The following is a 13,380-nucleotide window of genomic DNA, read 5'->3' on the forward strand; positions in this document are numbered from 1 at the left end:
ATCCACGCCGGCCTTCTGGGCGAGCTGGGTCTGGGCGCGGTTCTGGTCGAGGCGCACCATGGCGGTGAAGCGGTCCGGCGTGAGGCGCTTGGCCTGGGAAGCGGCGATCATGCAGTTCGTGTTGGCCGGATTGCCGACGACGGCGACGCGGGCGTCATCAGCCGCGACGGAGTCGATGATCTGGCCCTGGCCGATGAAGATCTTGCCGTTGTCCTTGAGCAGGTCGGCACGCTCCATACCGGGGCCGCGGGGCTTGGCACCGATAAGCAGGCACCAGTTAGCGTCCTTGAAGCCGACGGCGGGATCGGAGGTCTGGACGATGCCCTTGAGCAGCGGGAAAGCGCAGTCGTCGAGTTCCATGGCCACGCCTTCGAGAGCCTTCAGTGCCTTCTCAAAAGGGGCTTCGATGAGCTGGAGAATCACCGGCTGATCCGGGCCAAACATGGCACCGGAGGCGATGCGGAAAAGAAGAGCGTAACCGATTTGACCGGCGGCGCCGGTGACTGCGACTTTGATGGGGGCTTTGGACATGAGATTCAGAGAATGGGGCGGCATCAGAGCAAGATGCGGCGGGAGGGCAACTGCGGGGTCGAGATTCATGGCAGAAATTGCTTGGGCGAACGGCGGAGTCCTGTTATAAACCCGATTTACCGAAATTTTGATGCCCCCGAAGTTTTTCCCGAATGATGTCGATGCCCGGTCGTTGTGTCGCCTGCTAGGCGGCGGATTGCTTGCATGCGTGATGCTTGGTCTTGGAGCAGGAGCCGTGCTCGCCCAGTCATCTGTTTCGTCCATGGCGCAGGCAGAGGCCCGTCGGCGTGCGATTCAGGTGAATCAGGCGGCCGATGAGATCCAGCGTGGCTATCAGCTGATCGACGAACGCAAGGCTGAAGAGGCCTTGGCAGTGTTTACGGCCACCTACGAAGCGCTTCCGGACATCCCGCTGGCCCAGGAGCACCGGCTTGCCGCTCGAAACGGCTATGTGGTGGCAGGTTGTCTGCGTGCCCAGGAACTGGCGGCCAAAGGAGATGTCGCCGGAGCCGGAAAGCTCTTGGAGAAACTGTTGTCTCCCCAGGTTGCGCCCAATGACGCCCGTGTGCTGGCTTTGCAGAAACGTCTTGCAGATCCGGACCGTTTCCCGCCGGCGCTCACGGAGGAGCATGTGGGAAATGTCGGGGCCGTTCAGGCTTTGCTGCTCAAGGCGAATTCATTCCTTGAACTGGGAGATCCCGACAAGGCGATTTCAACCTTTCAGGACGTTCTGCGTATTGATTCCAAGAACAGCGCGGCACGCAGAGGCATGGAAAAGGCGGAGCAGGAGAAGCAGCGTTACTACAAGTCGGCCTACAACCATCAACGCTCCAAGATGCTGAGTGAGGTGGACAAGTCGTGGGAGGAACCGCTGCCTTTGAAGGAGACGGATGTCAGCGCCATGTTCGGCGCCACCATGAAGTCGCGTGAGAACGCCCTAAGTGGGAGTGAGAGCATCTCCCAAAAGCTGCGCACGCTGATTTTCCCGAAGGTGGAGTTTGCTGGAGCCACGTTGGACGAGGTGGTGGAACTTTTGCGCGTTCGCAGCCGCGATTTGGATCCTCAGGGCAAGGGGATCAGCTTTGTCATCAGCGTGCCGGCAGAGGCTCGGAGCAAACCAATCAGTCTGAACCTTTTCAACGTCCCGATGGACGAAGTCCTGCGCTACGTGGGTGAGATGTGCGGAGTCGCTTACAAAGTGGACGAGCATGCCGTGATATTCGTTTCTATCAGCGAACGCAACAGTGCCATCATTTCACGCACGTTCCGCGTGCCTCCGGACTTCATCCAAAATGCACCGGCAGCGGATCCGGGTGCTGGTGCTGCTGATCCCTTTGCCGCCCAAGCTCCCGCCGGTGGAGGTTTGGTCATCCGCCGAATGGGGGCCAAGGAGTTCCTGGAGGCGCGGGGTGTCACCTTCCCAGAAGGCACGAGTGCCAATTACAGCTCTGCAACCAGCATGCTGACAGTGCGCAACACCATGCAGAACATGGAGATGGTCGAGACGCTTGTAGAACAGGCGACCAAATCCGCGCCCAAAATGGCGGTCATCACCGTGCGCATGCTCGAGGTGAATCAGACCAATCTGGAAGAACTGGGATTTGACTGGTTGATGGGCGGGGTTGGGATGAACGGCAACAATGTTTTTGCCGGAGGCGGCAGTGCCGGGAATGGAAATGCTTTCTCTGCCTCCAACTATCCGTTCGCGAGCAATTTCGTGACTCCGTCTATTTCCACCGGCACACCTGCGACAGTGGTGTTTCCGGCACTTCCCATTGTGGGTGCGCTCGCAGGTCCTGTGCCGACCGGAGCGGGTCTGCCTCCGACGGGAGCTGCCCCGGTCTTTCCGACGGGTGGTGGACCGATCACCTCGGGCTTAAGGTCAGGAACCTATGCAACCGGGGCGAATTCATTGGATTCTTTGCTGAGAACAGGATCTGCAACTTCCGGTGGAGTTGTTGCCCCTGGCGTGTTGTCACTCGCTGGTGTTTTTACAGATCCGCAATTTCAGACGGTTTTGAGGGGTCTTTCCCAGAAGAAGGGCGTTGATGTCAACGCTTCTCCGAGCGTGACCACCAAGAACGGCCTCAAAGCCACCGTCGAGATCACGCGTGAGATGATCTACCCGACCGAGTTTGATCCGCCGCAACTCCCTCAAGGAGGAGGGGGGCGTATTCAGGTTGGTGGTGCGCAGGCGCAAATGATTGCCACACCGACGACGCCCACGGCTTTTGAGATGCGAAAGACTGGTGTGTTGCTGGATGTCGAGCCTGTGATCTCCGAGGACGGTCGTTCCATCGAACTGACGATTGCTCCGGAGCTGACGGAGTTTGAAGGATTTGTGAACTATGGTTCGCCGATTTTTGCCCCGGCGAGCCGGTCTGTGCTGCCCATTCAGCTGACCGCGGGAGTTCCGCCAGGAAACACCTCCTACATTCCGATCAGCCAGCCCGAACAGTTGATCACTCCCAACTTGATTCTTCAGCCCGTCTTCAAGTCACAGAAAGTGACGACGGGAGTCAAAATCTGGGATGGCGCGACAGTGGTTCTCGGCAGCGCCAAGGTGCAGACACGCACCAACGTGGAGGACAAAGTACCCATCCTTGGGGATGTTCCTTTTGTGGGACGTTTCTTCCGCAGCCACGTCGAAGAGACGAGCACCAAAAACATCATCATCTTTGTTACGGTGAAAGTGGTCGACCCCTCGGGTCGGAGAATCAATCAGGACACCGCCGCCATCACTCGGTAAGCGATTTCGGTCTGAGCGAATCCTGATTTGCGGGGTGCTAGACTGCTTGGATTTTGCCAGCGAGGTCGAAGTCTAGGGCCGTCAATCCGTCCGCGCTGTGGGTTGTGAGTCTCACGGTGACCTCGCGCCAGCGGACAAGCAGATCGGGGTGATGATTCATCGCCTCCGCCAGGTGGGCGACGCGCTGTACGAAATCAATTCCTTCCAGATAAGTCGAAAAACGAAACTCCTTTACGAGTTCGACATCATCGACCTGCCAGCCAGTCAACGGGACAAGGAGTCGCTGAACGGCCTCGGCACTTAGACACTCTGGTTTCATGGCTTCCAGTCTCCGGCATCGGGCAGACTGCTGCAAGCATCGCAATTGCATTCCCCTCCGCTCTGGACTAGATACGCCGCCCCCCTGACCCGCCCCCGGAATGTCCATCGCCAACACCCGCAACTTTTCCATCATCGCCCACATCGACCACGGGAAGACCACGCTCTCCGACCGCCTGTTGGAATTCACGAAGACAATCACCGTGCGCCAGCAGCAGGACCAGCTCCTCGACGCGATGGATCTGGAACGCGAGCGTGGGATCACCATCAAGTCGCATCCGGTCTGCATGAATTACAAGGCCCGCAACGGCCAGATGCACAAGCTCAATCTCCTGGACACTCCCGGGCATGTCGATTTCAGCTACGAGGTCAGCCGTTCGCTCGCCGCCTGCGAAGGCGCGTTGCTGCTCATTGATGCCAGTCAGGGGGTGGAGGCGCAGACGGTGGCAAATCTAAATCTGGCGATGCAGCAGAACCTGCACGTCATCCCGGTCATCAACAAAGTCGATCTGCCGAGCGCGGACATCGACAAGTGCAAACGCCAGCTTGAGGACATCCTGCAGTTGCCCGCCGACGAAGCCGTGCCTGCCAGCGCCAAGATGGGCATCGGGATTGAGGACATTTTGGAGGCCATCGTGGCCTACATCCCCCCGCCGAAGGATCCTGGTGACGGCTATCTTAGGGCATCGGTCTTCGATTCCGTCTTTGACGCCTACCGTGGTGTGGTGAGCTACGTTCGTGTTGTCAGCGGTACCATCCTGCGTGGTCAAAAGGTTCGCATGATGTCCACCGGGCTGGACTACGAGATCAAAGACGTCGGGATCTTCCGTCCGAAGATGACGACCTGTGAGAAACTCGAGGCTGGCGACGTCGGCTATCTCATCGCCAACGTCAAATCGACCGCCGACGTGAAGATTGGTGACACGCTCACCGAGACCCGCAAACCAGCGCCTGCGCCGCTGCCGGGATTCAAGGAAATTCACCCCCTCGTCTTCAGCGGCATCTACCCGGTCAGCACGGATGACTTTGAGGCGCTAAAGCTCGCTGTAGGCAAACTCCAGATCAACGACGCCGCCTTCACCTTCATGAGCGAAAGTTCCGCGGCCCTTGGGTTCGGTTTCCGCTGCGGTTTCCTCGGCCTATTACACATGGAGATCGTGCAGGAGCGCCTGCGACGTGAATTCAACATGGATGTCATTTCCACCTATCCGTCGGTGATCTATCAGGTGCGGAAGACCGATGGCACCGAGATGCAGGTGGACAATCCAACATTCCTTCCCAGCGCTCAGGAGATCGACGAGATCCGCGAGCCGATCGTCAAAGTAAACATCATGATTCCGAACGAGTACATCGGAGATATCATGCAGCTCGTCATGGACAAGCGGGGCCAGGTGAACAACACGGAGACCCTCGATGACCGTCGCGTGCTGCTGCACACGGTCCTGCCGCTCAATGAAATCCTGGTCGATTTCAACGACAAGCTTAAGTCCATCACACGAGGCTATGGGAGCATGGATTACGAGCACGCCGGTTACGCGCCTGCGGAGCTTGTGAAGATGGACATCCTCATCGCCGGTGATCCGGTGGATGCGTTCTCCTGCATCGTGCATCGCAGCAAGGCTGAAAGCCGGGGACGTCAGCTTTGCACCAAGCTCAAAGAGGTCATTCCGCAGCAGCTCTTCGTTGTTGCCATTCAGGCCGCCATCGGGGGCAAGATCATCGCCCGCGAATCAATCAGCGCCCTGCGCAAAGACGTGACCGCCAAGTGCTATGGCGGTGACATCAGCCGCAAACGCAAGCTGCTGGACAAGCAGAAGGAAGGGAAGAAGAAGATGAAGGCCATCGGCAAGGTGAACATCCCTCAGGAGGCGTTTATCGAGGTGCTGAAGAACAATTAACCGCTTGAAGGAGGGCGGCGGCGTCGGGCGGAGGAGGTGCTTGGAGCGGTTTCCCTGCGTTTGAACGATGCGGAGGCCGACCTGCGCTCAATGCATGTCCGGCACCGGGATGCGACGGGAGTGTGACTTGACGCACTGCAGGCAGAACCTTCGGGCCAAGGAAAACTCGGTCGTGGATCAGCGCTTGAGCATTGTCTGCCGCTCCCTACTATCCTCCCGCCTCCCCCCATGTTTTTTTTCACCCCTCGCTATCTCAAGCACGCCAAGCTTCTGCACAAGGGCGTGACACGCTTCATCAATTACAAGCGTGATGTCCTGCCGCAGGCGAAACTGGACGAGATCACGACTTTAAGAACCAATCTGGAGGATGCGATGCGCGCGAAGGACAAGGCACGTATCAGCGCGTTGAATGACGAGATCAACAAGGCTTGTGAAAAGGCGCTGCCGCATGTCGAGCACTCGGATATCGGAGAGAATGTTGAGGTGTTCTTCGTGGCCATCGTCATCGCGCTGGGCATTCGCAGTTACATCGCGCAGCCATTCAAGATCCCCACGGGATCGATGCAGCCGACGCTCTACGGTCTGGTGGCGGAAAACACGGCTGAGGATCCGACCCCGAACGTCCTGAAGCGCTGCAAGGACTGGGTAACGGGACGCAGCTACTTCAATGTGGTGGCCAATCACACGGGCTGGCTGAAGCCGTGGCCGGATGCGCTGACCGAGCACAGTTTCATGGGCTTTTTTACCCACTGCCGGCTTCATTTTGCAGACGGCCAGACCCAGTGGATTTGGGCGCCCATGCGGCAGTTGCTCACCGACCGCGAGTTCAGCCTCGGCATGGAGCGCTACTTGAAGGTCCCGGTGACGGAGAAGGGCGGGGAGATCACACCTGACGCGCAGGCGGAGCGTCGTGCCTCAGGCGCCGGTTCCACCTTCGTGACCGAAGGGCAGCTTTTGGCACGGGGTACCTTGGACACTGGCGACCATGTGCTGGTGAACAAGTTCTCGTACCATTTCCGCAGGCCGGTTCGCGGCGAGGTGTTCGTGTTCACCACGAAAAACATCAGCGCCATAGGTGTGCCTGAGGAGCAGGGCTCCCAGCACTACATCAAGCGTCTCGCAGGAGTTCCCGGTGATGAGCTTTCGGTGGAATCCCCGCTTCTCAAGATCAACGGCAAGCTGGCGGAGGAGCCGGGATTCAAGCGGGTCATGAGCGGCACGGAAGAACATCCGAAGGACGGCTACAAGGGGTATGCACCCGCCGCCCGTGTCTGGGGAAACTACGACCACATCCTCCTGCGCGATCACCAATATTTTGCGCTCGGAGACAACAGCTACAACAGCTCCGACGGTCGCAAATGGGGAACCGTGCCAGAGCGCAATCTGGTGGGGCCGGCACTGTTCTGCTACTTTCCCCTGGGGAGGAACTGGGGCCTGATTCGCTGAAGAGGTCCTATGCGACGTCTCGCATAGGACCGGCATGTTGGCTGCGCTGTTTGCCTGGAGCGTGTGGTTAGCTCAGGCTTTCAGACCTTCCTGGCGCAGGAAGCTTTCCACCCAGGAGATGTCGTACTGGCCGTTCTGGAAGTCGGAAGTCGTGAGAATCTGACTTTGCAGCGGAATGGTGGTCTTGATGCCCTCAACGGTGAACTCACCCAAGGCACGACGCATGCGGCGGATGGCGATGTCGCGGGTGGCGCCGGTGCAGATGAGCTTGGCGATCATCGAGTCGTAATACGGCGGCACGGCGTAGCCGGAATAGACATGGGTGTCCACGCGGACGCCGCGGCCACCTGAGGTGTACCACAGGTTGATCTTGCCTGGGCTGGGAGTGAAATTACGCGCAGGATCTTCGGCGTTGATGCGGCACTCGATGGCGTGGCCGCGCGGCTGCGCGTCCACCACGTGCTCGCTGAGCGGGAGACCGGCGGCGATGCGAATCTGCTCCTTGATCAAATCGCAGCCATAGACCTCTTCGGTGATGGGATGCTCCACCTGGATGCGGGTGTTCATCTCCATGAAGTAGAAATTCTCACAGGCGTTGTCGACGAGGAACTCGATGGTGCCACAGTTCTCGTAGCCGATCTCCTTGCAGAGCTTTACCGTGGCCTCACCCATGCGCTTGCGCATTTTGGGGGAGATTTTTGGGGAAGGGCACTCTTCAATGATCTTCTGATTGCGGCGCTGCATCGAGCAGTCGCGCTCGCCGAGATGCACGACATTGCCGTGTGAGTCGGCCACCACCTGGAACTCGATGTGATGCGGCTTTTCGACGAGCTTTTCCATGTACATGGAGCCATCACCAAAGCACTTCAGCGCCTCGAGCGAGGCTGCCTGGAAGCTGGAGGCCAGGGCGGCCTCATTGAGCACGGGTCGCATGCCGCGACCACCGCCACCGGCGCTGGCTTTCACCATGACTGGGTAGCCGATCTTGCGCGCCCATTCTAGTGCTTCTTCCTCGGTTTCAATGATGCCGTCCGATCCCGGAGTGATCGGCATGCCGGCCTTGAGCGCGGTCTCACGGGCGACGTTCTTGTCGCCCATCATGCTGATCACGCGGGCGGAAGGTCCGATGAACTTGATTTTGCACTTTTCGCAGACCTCGGCGAATTCGGCCTTCTCAGAGAGGAAGCCGTAGCCCGGGTGGATGGCGTCGACGTTGGCGATTTCGGCCGCACTGATGATGCGGCTCATTTTCAGATAGCTCTCCGTGCTTGGGCCGGGGCCGATGCAGATGGCCTCGTCCGCGAGGTGGACGTGCATGGAATCGACGTCCGCCTCGGAATAGACGGCGACTGTTTTGACATCGAGTTCCTTGCAGGCACGAATGACACGAAGGGCGATTTCACCACGATTGGCGACGAGTACTTTTTTGAACATCGGGATAGCGAAGGGCTAGGGGCCTGGAGCAGAGAGTCTTTGGGACGGTGAGGGGTGGTGCAGACGAAAGGGCGGGCGGGTCAGGATTTCTGAACTCTTTGCCCTTCGCCTTTTGCTCTATGCTTTGAGTTCAAACAACGGCTGTCCGTATTGAACAGGCTTGCCGTCCTCCACAAGAACGCGGGCAATGGTGCCGCGTGCTTCGGCCTTGATCTCGTTCATCACCTTCATGGCCTCGATGATGCAGACGTTGGTGTTTTCGTCCACGCTGTCACCGATGTTCACGAACGCCTTTTCACCCGGCGCCGAGCTGCGGTAAAAGGTTCCAACCATTGGCGAGTTGATCGTGGGGCCGATCGGTTCTCCGCTCGAGGCGGCAGGTGCCGCTGCGACGGGGGCGGCGGCCACCGGAGCTGCTGCAGGTGCTGGCGCCGGAGCGGCGTAGGAGACAGGAGCGGCGGAGGAACCAACAGGCATGCTCTTGAGCAGTTCCTTCACGGCGTCGAGGTCCGATCCGCGGCGGAGTTCGAGTTTGGCGCCCTTTTGCTCGCTGTGGAAATAGGTCAGATTGTTTTCAGCCATCAATCCGACGATCTCGCGAATCTGTTTGAGGTCGTAGGCGCAGTTGGATGCGGCGGGAGTGGCGGGAGCGGCTGGTTTAGAGGTGGTGCGTTTGGCCATGTTTGGGAGAGAGTGTGTCAATCTTGACGCCGCGATACTACGAACTCCCTCGCCTGTGGCAACCACAAAGGCGCTCTTGACATTCAAGCGCCTGCTCGCCCAGACGGGGCCTTAAGGCACCCGCGGGAATTTGGAGAAATCAGGTTTCCGCTTCTGCACGTAGGCATTTTTGCCCTCCTTGGCCTCCTCGCTCATGTAGTAGAGCAGGGTGGCGTTTCCGGCGAGGTCGAGCAGCCCCATCTGGCCGTCGCAGTCCGCGTTCAGCGCCGCCTTGAGGCAGCGCAGGGCGAGCGGCGAATGCTGGAGCATCTCGCGGCACCATTTGAGGGTTTCCTCTTCGAGCTGGTCGAGCGGGACCACGGTGTTCACGAGGCCCATTTCAAGGGCCTGTTTGGCATCATACTGACGGCAAAGATACCAGATCTCGCGGGCCTTTTTCTGACCGACAATGCGGGCGAGGTAGCTGGAGCCGAGGCCGCCGTCGAAGCTGCCGACCTTGGGGCCGGTCTGGCCAAAGCGAGCGTTCTCTGCGGCGATGGTCAGATCGCAAACGACATGCAGCACATGGCCGCCGCCGATGGCGTAACCGGCCACCATCGCCACGACGGGCTTGGGGATCGTGCGAATCTTCCGCTGCACGTCGAGAATGTTCAGGCGCGGCACGCCGTCGTCGCCGATGTAGCCGGCATCACCACGCACCTTCTGGTCACCGCCGGAGCAGAAGGCCAGATGGCCTTCGCCACACAGGATGATGACGCCGACGTCGCGGTCCTCGTGAACGATATCAAAGGCTTCCAGCATCTCCTTCACCGTCAGCGGGCGGAAGGCGTTGCGCACCTTGGGCCGGTTGATGGTGATCTTGGCGATGCCGTCGCCGGTCTTCTCCAGCTTGATGTCGGTGAATGTCTTGATGGTCGTCCACATGGGAATAGCAAGGGGCGGGATGTTTAAACTCAAGCGAAGCTCGTGAAGCTCCGCAGTTCGGCAATACGCGCCGAGATGTCCGTAAGAGACACGGTTTGCAGCTTGTGCGTGCTGAAGGCCTCGCAGGTGTAGCTGGCGGTGACGCTGCCGTGGACGACGGCGGTCTTCAGATCTTCGAAGGTGGGCTTCGTCTTGCCGTTGGCGGCGAGCCAGCCGGACAGACCGCCGAGGAAACTGTCGCCCGCGCCGGTGGGGTCGAAGACGCTGTGCAGCGGGTAGGCGGAGCAGGCGAAGAACTCTTCAGGCTTCTCTCCAAAGAGGAAGCTGCCGTGTTCGCCGCGCTTCACGATGACAAAGCGCGGGCCCTTGGCCTGCAGCTTGCGACCGGCTTCGACGAGGTTGGTCGTTCCCGCGAATTCCTTTGCCTCGCCGTCGTTGATCACGAGCAGGTCGATGCGCTTGAGCACGTCGTGCAGGCGTTCGTTGGCGATGTTGATCCAGAGATCCATCGTGTCGGCGGTGACGAAGTCGGCCTGAATCTGGTCGAGCATCTGCATCTGGTTGTCCGGACTCATGTTCGCGGCCACGGCGACTCTGGCTTCTTTCGCAGCGGTGGGGAGCTTCGGCTGCCATTGCTCGAGGACGTTGATTCCGACCTTGTGCGTGGTGCGGTTGTTCATGTCTTCGTGGTATTCGCCGGTCCAGGTGAAGGACTCACCGTCACTGCGCTCCAAACCGTCGAGCGTGATGCCGCGTGCGGCCAGCATGTCGAGATGCGGCTTGGGAAAGTCATGTCCGATCACACCCACGAGATGAATCGGCTGGCAGAAGATGCTGGCGGCCAGGGCCGCGTAGCTGGCGGAACCACCGAGCAGGTTTTCCTGCGAGTCCTGCGGGGTTTTGACATTATCAAGGGCGACGGTTCCGGCGATGACGACTGACATGGGAGTTTTGGTGTGGATGAGAGCAGTTAATTCTTGCCTCACAGGCCGCGAACCTTAACGGTACGCGCGACGCTGAAAGGGGGCGGAGTATCGGTTCCGCCTCCGCTGTGTCAATTGCCACTCCGCACACTCTCTCATGCGTCTCAGCCTCATCTTTTTCATGCTGATCCTGCTGCCGCTGGCAACCGGGGTGCATGCGTGGCTGTTCTGCCGTGACAATCTGCCGGCGCTCACCCAGGAGGCCGTCACCCGTTTGAAGGACGCCGGAGTGCGCGATCCCGTCGTGGACGTGCGCTTCTTTGACATCGCCGTCACCGGTGAGGCGCCGGATCCGGCCGCACGCGAGAAGGCACTGGCGTCGATCCGCACCCTCGTTCCACTGCGACTTCAGCCCGGTGCCGACCGCATTCACGTGCTGGCCAGCCTCAGTGCGAAGCTCGATCAAAACACGCTGAGCCTCAGCGGCTGGTTTCCTGAAGGTGATGAAATCAAAAACGTCCGTCAGCTCTTTGCCGAACTGCGTCCTGATCTCACCATCAAGTCGGATGATCTGCACACCGCACCCGAGGTGCGCTGGCCGGAGGGCGTCAAACCGCCGCTCACGATGAACAGCGCCATGCTCAAGCCCATCATCGACATCCTTCGCGTTCCTGCGGAACTGCACATCAAGGCGGATGGCGATGAGATCGTGCTCTCGGGTCTGCTGTCGAAAGCAGCGCTGAAAGAGGAACTCGTGGCCACGATGGCGGAAGTTGCCGGCGGCCGGGTGGTCGATCCTGCTGCTCTCAAAGCCAGCCCGCACGTGCTGCCCGCCTCGTTTGCCAAAGAGGAGGCGCTCGCCGCCTTTGTGCACAGTTTTTTCAGTGTGCCGCCGCCCCGTTCGTTCGACATCGGAAGTGATGGCATCCCGCACCTCAAAGGGGCCGCCACTCGTCAGATGGAAAGCAGCTGGCTCGGCCTGCTGCGGCCTGTCACCGGCTCGGCGAAGGTGGATGCACAGTTCACACTCGTTCCCTCGATCTACCATTTTCCCGGCTACCAGACTCAGACCAGGCTTCCGCCAGAGGTGCTGGAATCGTTGCGCCAGGCTCTGCACGGCTTCGTGATCACCTTCGAGACCGGCACCTCACGTCTTTCGGCGGAGGAGCAGACGCATCTCGCCACGCTCGCCCCCGCTTTGCTCGCCGCCGGACCTGCGCTGGGGCTCGTGATTGGCGCACACCCGGATCCTGCCGGACCCGCCAGCGCAGAAGAGGCTCTCGCCAGGGCCCGGGCTGGGGCCGTGCTGTCGTTTCTCATCGAACAGGGCGTGCCATCGGCTGACATGAATGCCGTGGTCTTTGATCCGGTGCCCGCCGGTTCTCCTTCCGCACCGGCCGTCCCTCGCAGTGTCGAGCTCCTCATCAAATGACTTCATGAAATTCGACTACGAATCCCTCTCCACCGAGCCGCTGTTCTACATGCTCATGCACAGCGGCACATTCGTCACCGTGCTGGGGGGGATCTTTTTCATCATCGGACTTCTCTTTGGTTATGTGACGTGGGGTCGCTACAAGCGCCAGACGCGTGAGCTTCGGGCCGAAGCGGCCGCCATGAAGGACGAGATCGCCGTCCTCAAGCGCAAGGTTGGTGACCACTCCATCAAATCCGGACCCGCAGTGCCGATGGCCACGGAAACCATTCACATGCCGCCCAAAACGGGAGAGACGGCGGCGGAGGCGGTTCCCGCCGTCACCGCGGAAACGATCACCACCCGCGACATTCGCATTCCGGCGGCGTCTGTTCCCGTGCAGCCTGCTTCTCTCCCTCCGCCCAGGCCACCGGGCAACATCATCAAACCCAAAGCTGCGGAACCACCCGCGCCCGCACCGGAGATCACGCCCCCGAGCGTGGTCAAACCTGCGGAGCAGCCGCCTGCCGCCGAACCCGCCACGGCCATCACCACGATCGTTTCCACCGATCCACTTCCGCCGCCGCCCGCCCGTCATGCATCCCCCCTCTCCAGCATCATCGCCGCACCGGCGAAGCCGGAGAAAGCGACCGGGGAAGCTGAAAACAAAGCGCCCGCCGGACTCGTTCCTGCGGACACCATTCCCACGCTTACGGGGATCTCCGTGCCGCCGCTCCCTGCGGTGGAGGTCAAGGTGGTCGAGGATCCCCAGCTCGGTCTCGTTTACAAAACCCGGCCCGACAAGGTGGATGACCTCACGGCGCTCAAGGGCATCGCTGAAGTGCTCGAAAGTCGTCTCCACGAGATGGGCGTCTACACCTATGCCCAGATCGCGGCGTGGAATGACGAACACATCAGGGAGTTTTCCTCGCGCCTCGCCTTCAAGGACCGCATCCATCGCGAGCGCTGGGTGGAGCAGGCGAAGGAACTTGTGGCCAAGGCAGCGGCACCCGCCGCCGCCTGACAAAGAGTGCGCAACCGCGGCAGCCCCGGCGCGTTCAATCC

Annotated in this window: 11 protein-coding genes; 5 read left to right on the forward strand and 6 right to left on the reverse strand. The window is 60.1% G+C overall.

Going from position 1 to position 13,380, the window contains the following annotated elements; translation table 11 throughout:
* The coding region (locus tag KDL09_RS09790) for a malate dehydrogenase (RefSeq protein WP_294384312.1) at nucleotides 1-531 on the reverse strand (531 nt) is incomplete at its 3' end.
* 130 nt (nucleotides 532-661) lie between these two features.
* Here KDL09_RS09790 and KDL09_RS09795 point away from each other — a divergent pair.
* The gene (locus KDL09_RS09795; protein ID WP_294384314.1) at nucleotides 662-3,280 is read left to right on the forward strand and encodes an Amuc_1098 family type IV pilus outer membrane protein; all 2,619 of its coding nucleotides are present in this window, start codon (nucleotides 662-664) and stop codon (nucleotides 3,278-3,280) included.
* A gap of 37 nt (nucleotides 3,281-3,317) precedes the next feature.
* Here the strand turns inward: KDL09_RS09795 and KDL09_RS09800 are convergent, their stop codons facing one another.
* Nucleotides 3,318-3,599 carry a 4a-hydroxytetrahydrobiopterin dehydratase gene (locus KDL09_RS09800; RefSeq protein ID WP_294384316.1) on the reverse strand — a complete coding sequence of 94 codons (282 nt, stop codon included), beginning with the start codon at nucleotides 3,597-3,599 and terminating at the stop codon, nucleotides 3,318-3,320.
* Between the two features lie 100 nt (nucleotides 3,600-3,699).
* On the opposite strand from KDL09_RS09800, the gene lepA reads away from it, so the two are divergent.
* Nucleotides 3,700-5,496 carry a translation elongation factor 4 gene (gene lepA, locus KDL09_RS09805; RefSeq protein ID WP_294384318.1) on the forward strand — a complete coding sequence of 599 codons (1,797 nt, stop codon included), beginning with the start codon at nucleotides 3,700-3,702 and terminating at the stop codon, nucleotides 5,494-5,496.
* A 228-nt stretch (nucleotides 5,497-5,724) separates the two neighbouring features.
* Entirely contained in the window at nucleotides 5,725-6,942 is a 1,218-nt protein-coding gene (lepB, locus tag KDL09_RS09810; RefSeq protein WP_294384320.1) for a signal peptidase I, read from the forward strand.
* A 72-nt stretch (nucleotides 6,943-7,014) separates the two neighbouring features.
* On the opposite strand, the gene accC is transcribed toward lepB, so the two are convergent.
* From accC to KDL09_RS09830, 4 genes are all read right to left on the reverse strand, one after another.
* Nucleotides 7,015-8,376 carry an acetyl-CoA carboxylase biotin carboxylase subunit gene (accC, locus tag KDL09_RS09815; protein WP_294384322.1) on the reverse strand — a complete coding sequence of 454 codons (1,362 nt, stop codon included), beginning with the start codon at nucleotides 8,374-8,376 and terminating at the stop codon, nucleotides 7,015-7,017.
* Nucleotides 8,377-8,493: 117 nt separating this feature from the next.
* Complete coding sequence (accB, locus tag KDL09_RS09820; RefSeq protein WP_294384324.1) at nucleotides 8,494-9,057, reverse strand: acetyl-CoA carboxylase biotin carboxyl carrier protein; 564 nt, start codon at nucleotides 9,055-9,057, stop codon at nucleotides 8,494-8,496.
* Nucleotides 9,058-9,168: 111 nt separating this feature from the next.
* Nucleotides 9,169-9,981, reverse strand: coding sequence for a 1,4-dihydroxy-2-naphthoyl-CoA synthase (menB, locus tag KDL09_RS09825; protein WP_294384326.1), 813 nt, complete (start codon nucleotides 9,979-9,981; stop codon nucleotides 9,169-9,171).
* Nucleotides 9,982-10,010: 29 nt separating this feature from the next.
* On the reverse strand, nucleotides 10,011-10,925 hold the full coding sequence (locus tag KDL09_RS09830) for a PfkB family carbohydrate kinase (RefSeq protein ID WP_294384328.1): 915 nt from the start codon (nucleotides 10,923-10,925) through the stop codon (nucleotides 10,011-10,013).
* A gap of 136 nt (nucleotides 10,926-11,061) precedes the next feature.
* Here KDL09_RS09830 and KDL09_RS09835 point away from each other — a divergent pair, with 136 nt between their 5' ends.
* Nucleotides 11,062-12,336: an OmpA family protein gene (locus KDL09_RS09835; protein WP_294384331.1), complete on the forward strand. Its 1,275-nt coding sequence runs from the start codon at nucleotides 11,062-11,064 to the stop codon at nucleotides 12,334-12,336.
* Nucleotides 12,337-12,340: 4 nt separating this feature from the next.
* On the forward strand, nucleotides 12,341-13,339 hold the full coding sequence (locus KDL09_RS09840; protein WP_294384333.1) for a hypothetical protein: 999 nt from the start codon (nucleotides 12,341-12,343) through the stop codon (nucleotides 13,337-13,339).
* The last annotated feature ends 41 nt before the right edge of the window (nucleotides 13,340-13,380 follow it).

Source organism: Prosthecobacter sp. (assembly GCF_020439865.1).
Lineage (GTDB): Bacteria > Verrucomicrobiota > Verrucomicrobiia > Verrucomicrobiales > Verrucomicrobiaceae > Prosthecobacter.

What these genes read in the sequence shown, in the direction of transcription:
- KDL09_RS09795 (WP_294384314.1), top strand. Translation starts at nt 662, where the DNA reads ATGCCCCCGAAGTTTTTCCCGAATGATGTCGATGCCCGGTCGTTGTGT.
- KDL09_RS09800 (WP_294384316.1), bottom strand. Translation starts at nt 3,599, where the DNA reads ATGAAACCAGAGTGTCTAAGTGCCGAGGCCGTTCAGCGACTCCTTGTC.
- lepA (WP_294384318.1), top strand. Translation starts at nt 3,700, where the DNA reads ATGTCCATCGCCAACACCCGCAACTTTTCCATCATCGCCCACATCGAC.
- lepB (WP_294384320.1), top strand. Translation starts at nt 5,725, where the DNA reads ATGTTTTTTTTCACCCCTCGCTATCTCAAGCACGCCAAGCTTCTGCAC.
- accC (WP_294384322.1), bottom strand. Translation starts at nt 8,376, where the DNA reads ATGTTCAAAAAAGTACTCGTCGCCAATCGTGGTGAAATCGCCCTTCGT.
- accB (WP_294384324.1), bottom strand. Translation starts at nt 9,057, where the DNA reads ATGGCCAAACGCACCACCTCTAAACCAGCCGCTCCCGCCACTCCCGCC.
- menB (WP_294384326.1), bottom strand. Translation starts at nt 9,981, where the DNA reads ATGTGGACGACCATCAAGACATTCACCGACATCAAGCTGGAGAAGACC.
- KDL09_RS09830 (WP_294384328.1), bottom strand. Translation starts at nt 10,925, where the DNA reads ATGTCAGTCGTCATCGCCGGAACCGTCGCCCTTGATAATGTCAAAACC.
- KDL09_RS09835 (WP_294384331.1), top strand. Translation starts at nt 11,062, where the DNA reads ATGCGTCTCAGCCTCATCTTTTTCATGCTGATCCTGCTGCCGCTGGCA.
- KDL09_RS09840 (WP_294384333.1), top strand. Translation starts at nt 12,341, where the DNA reads ATGAAATTCGACTACGAATCCCTCTCCACCGAGCCGCTGTTCTACATG.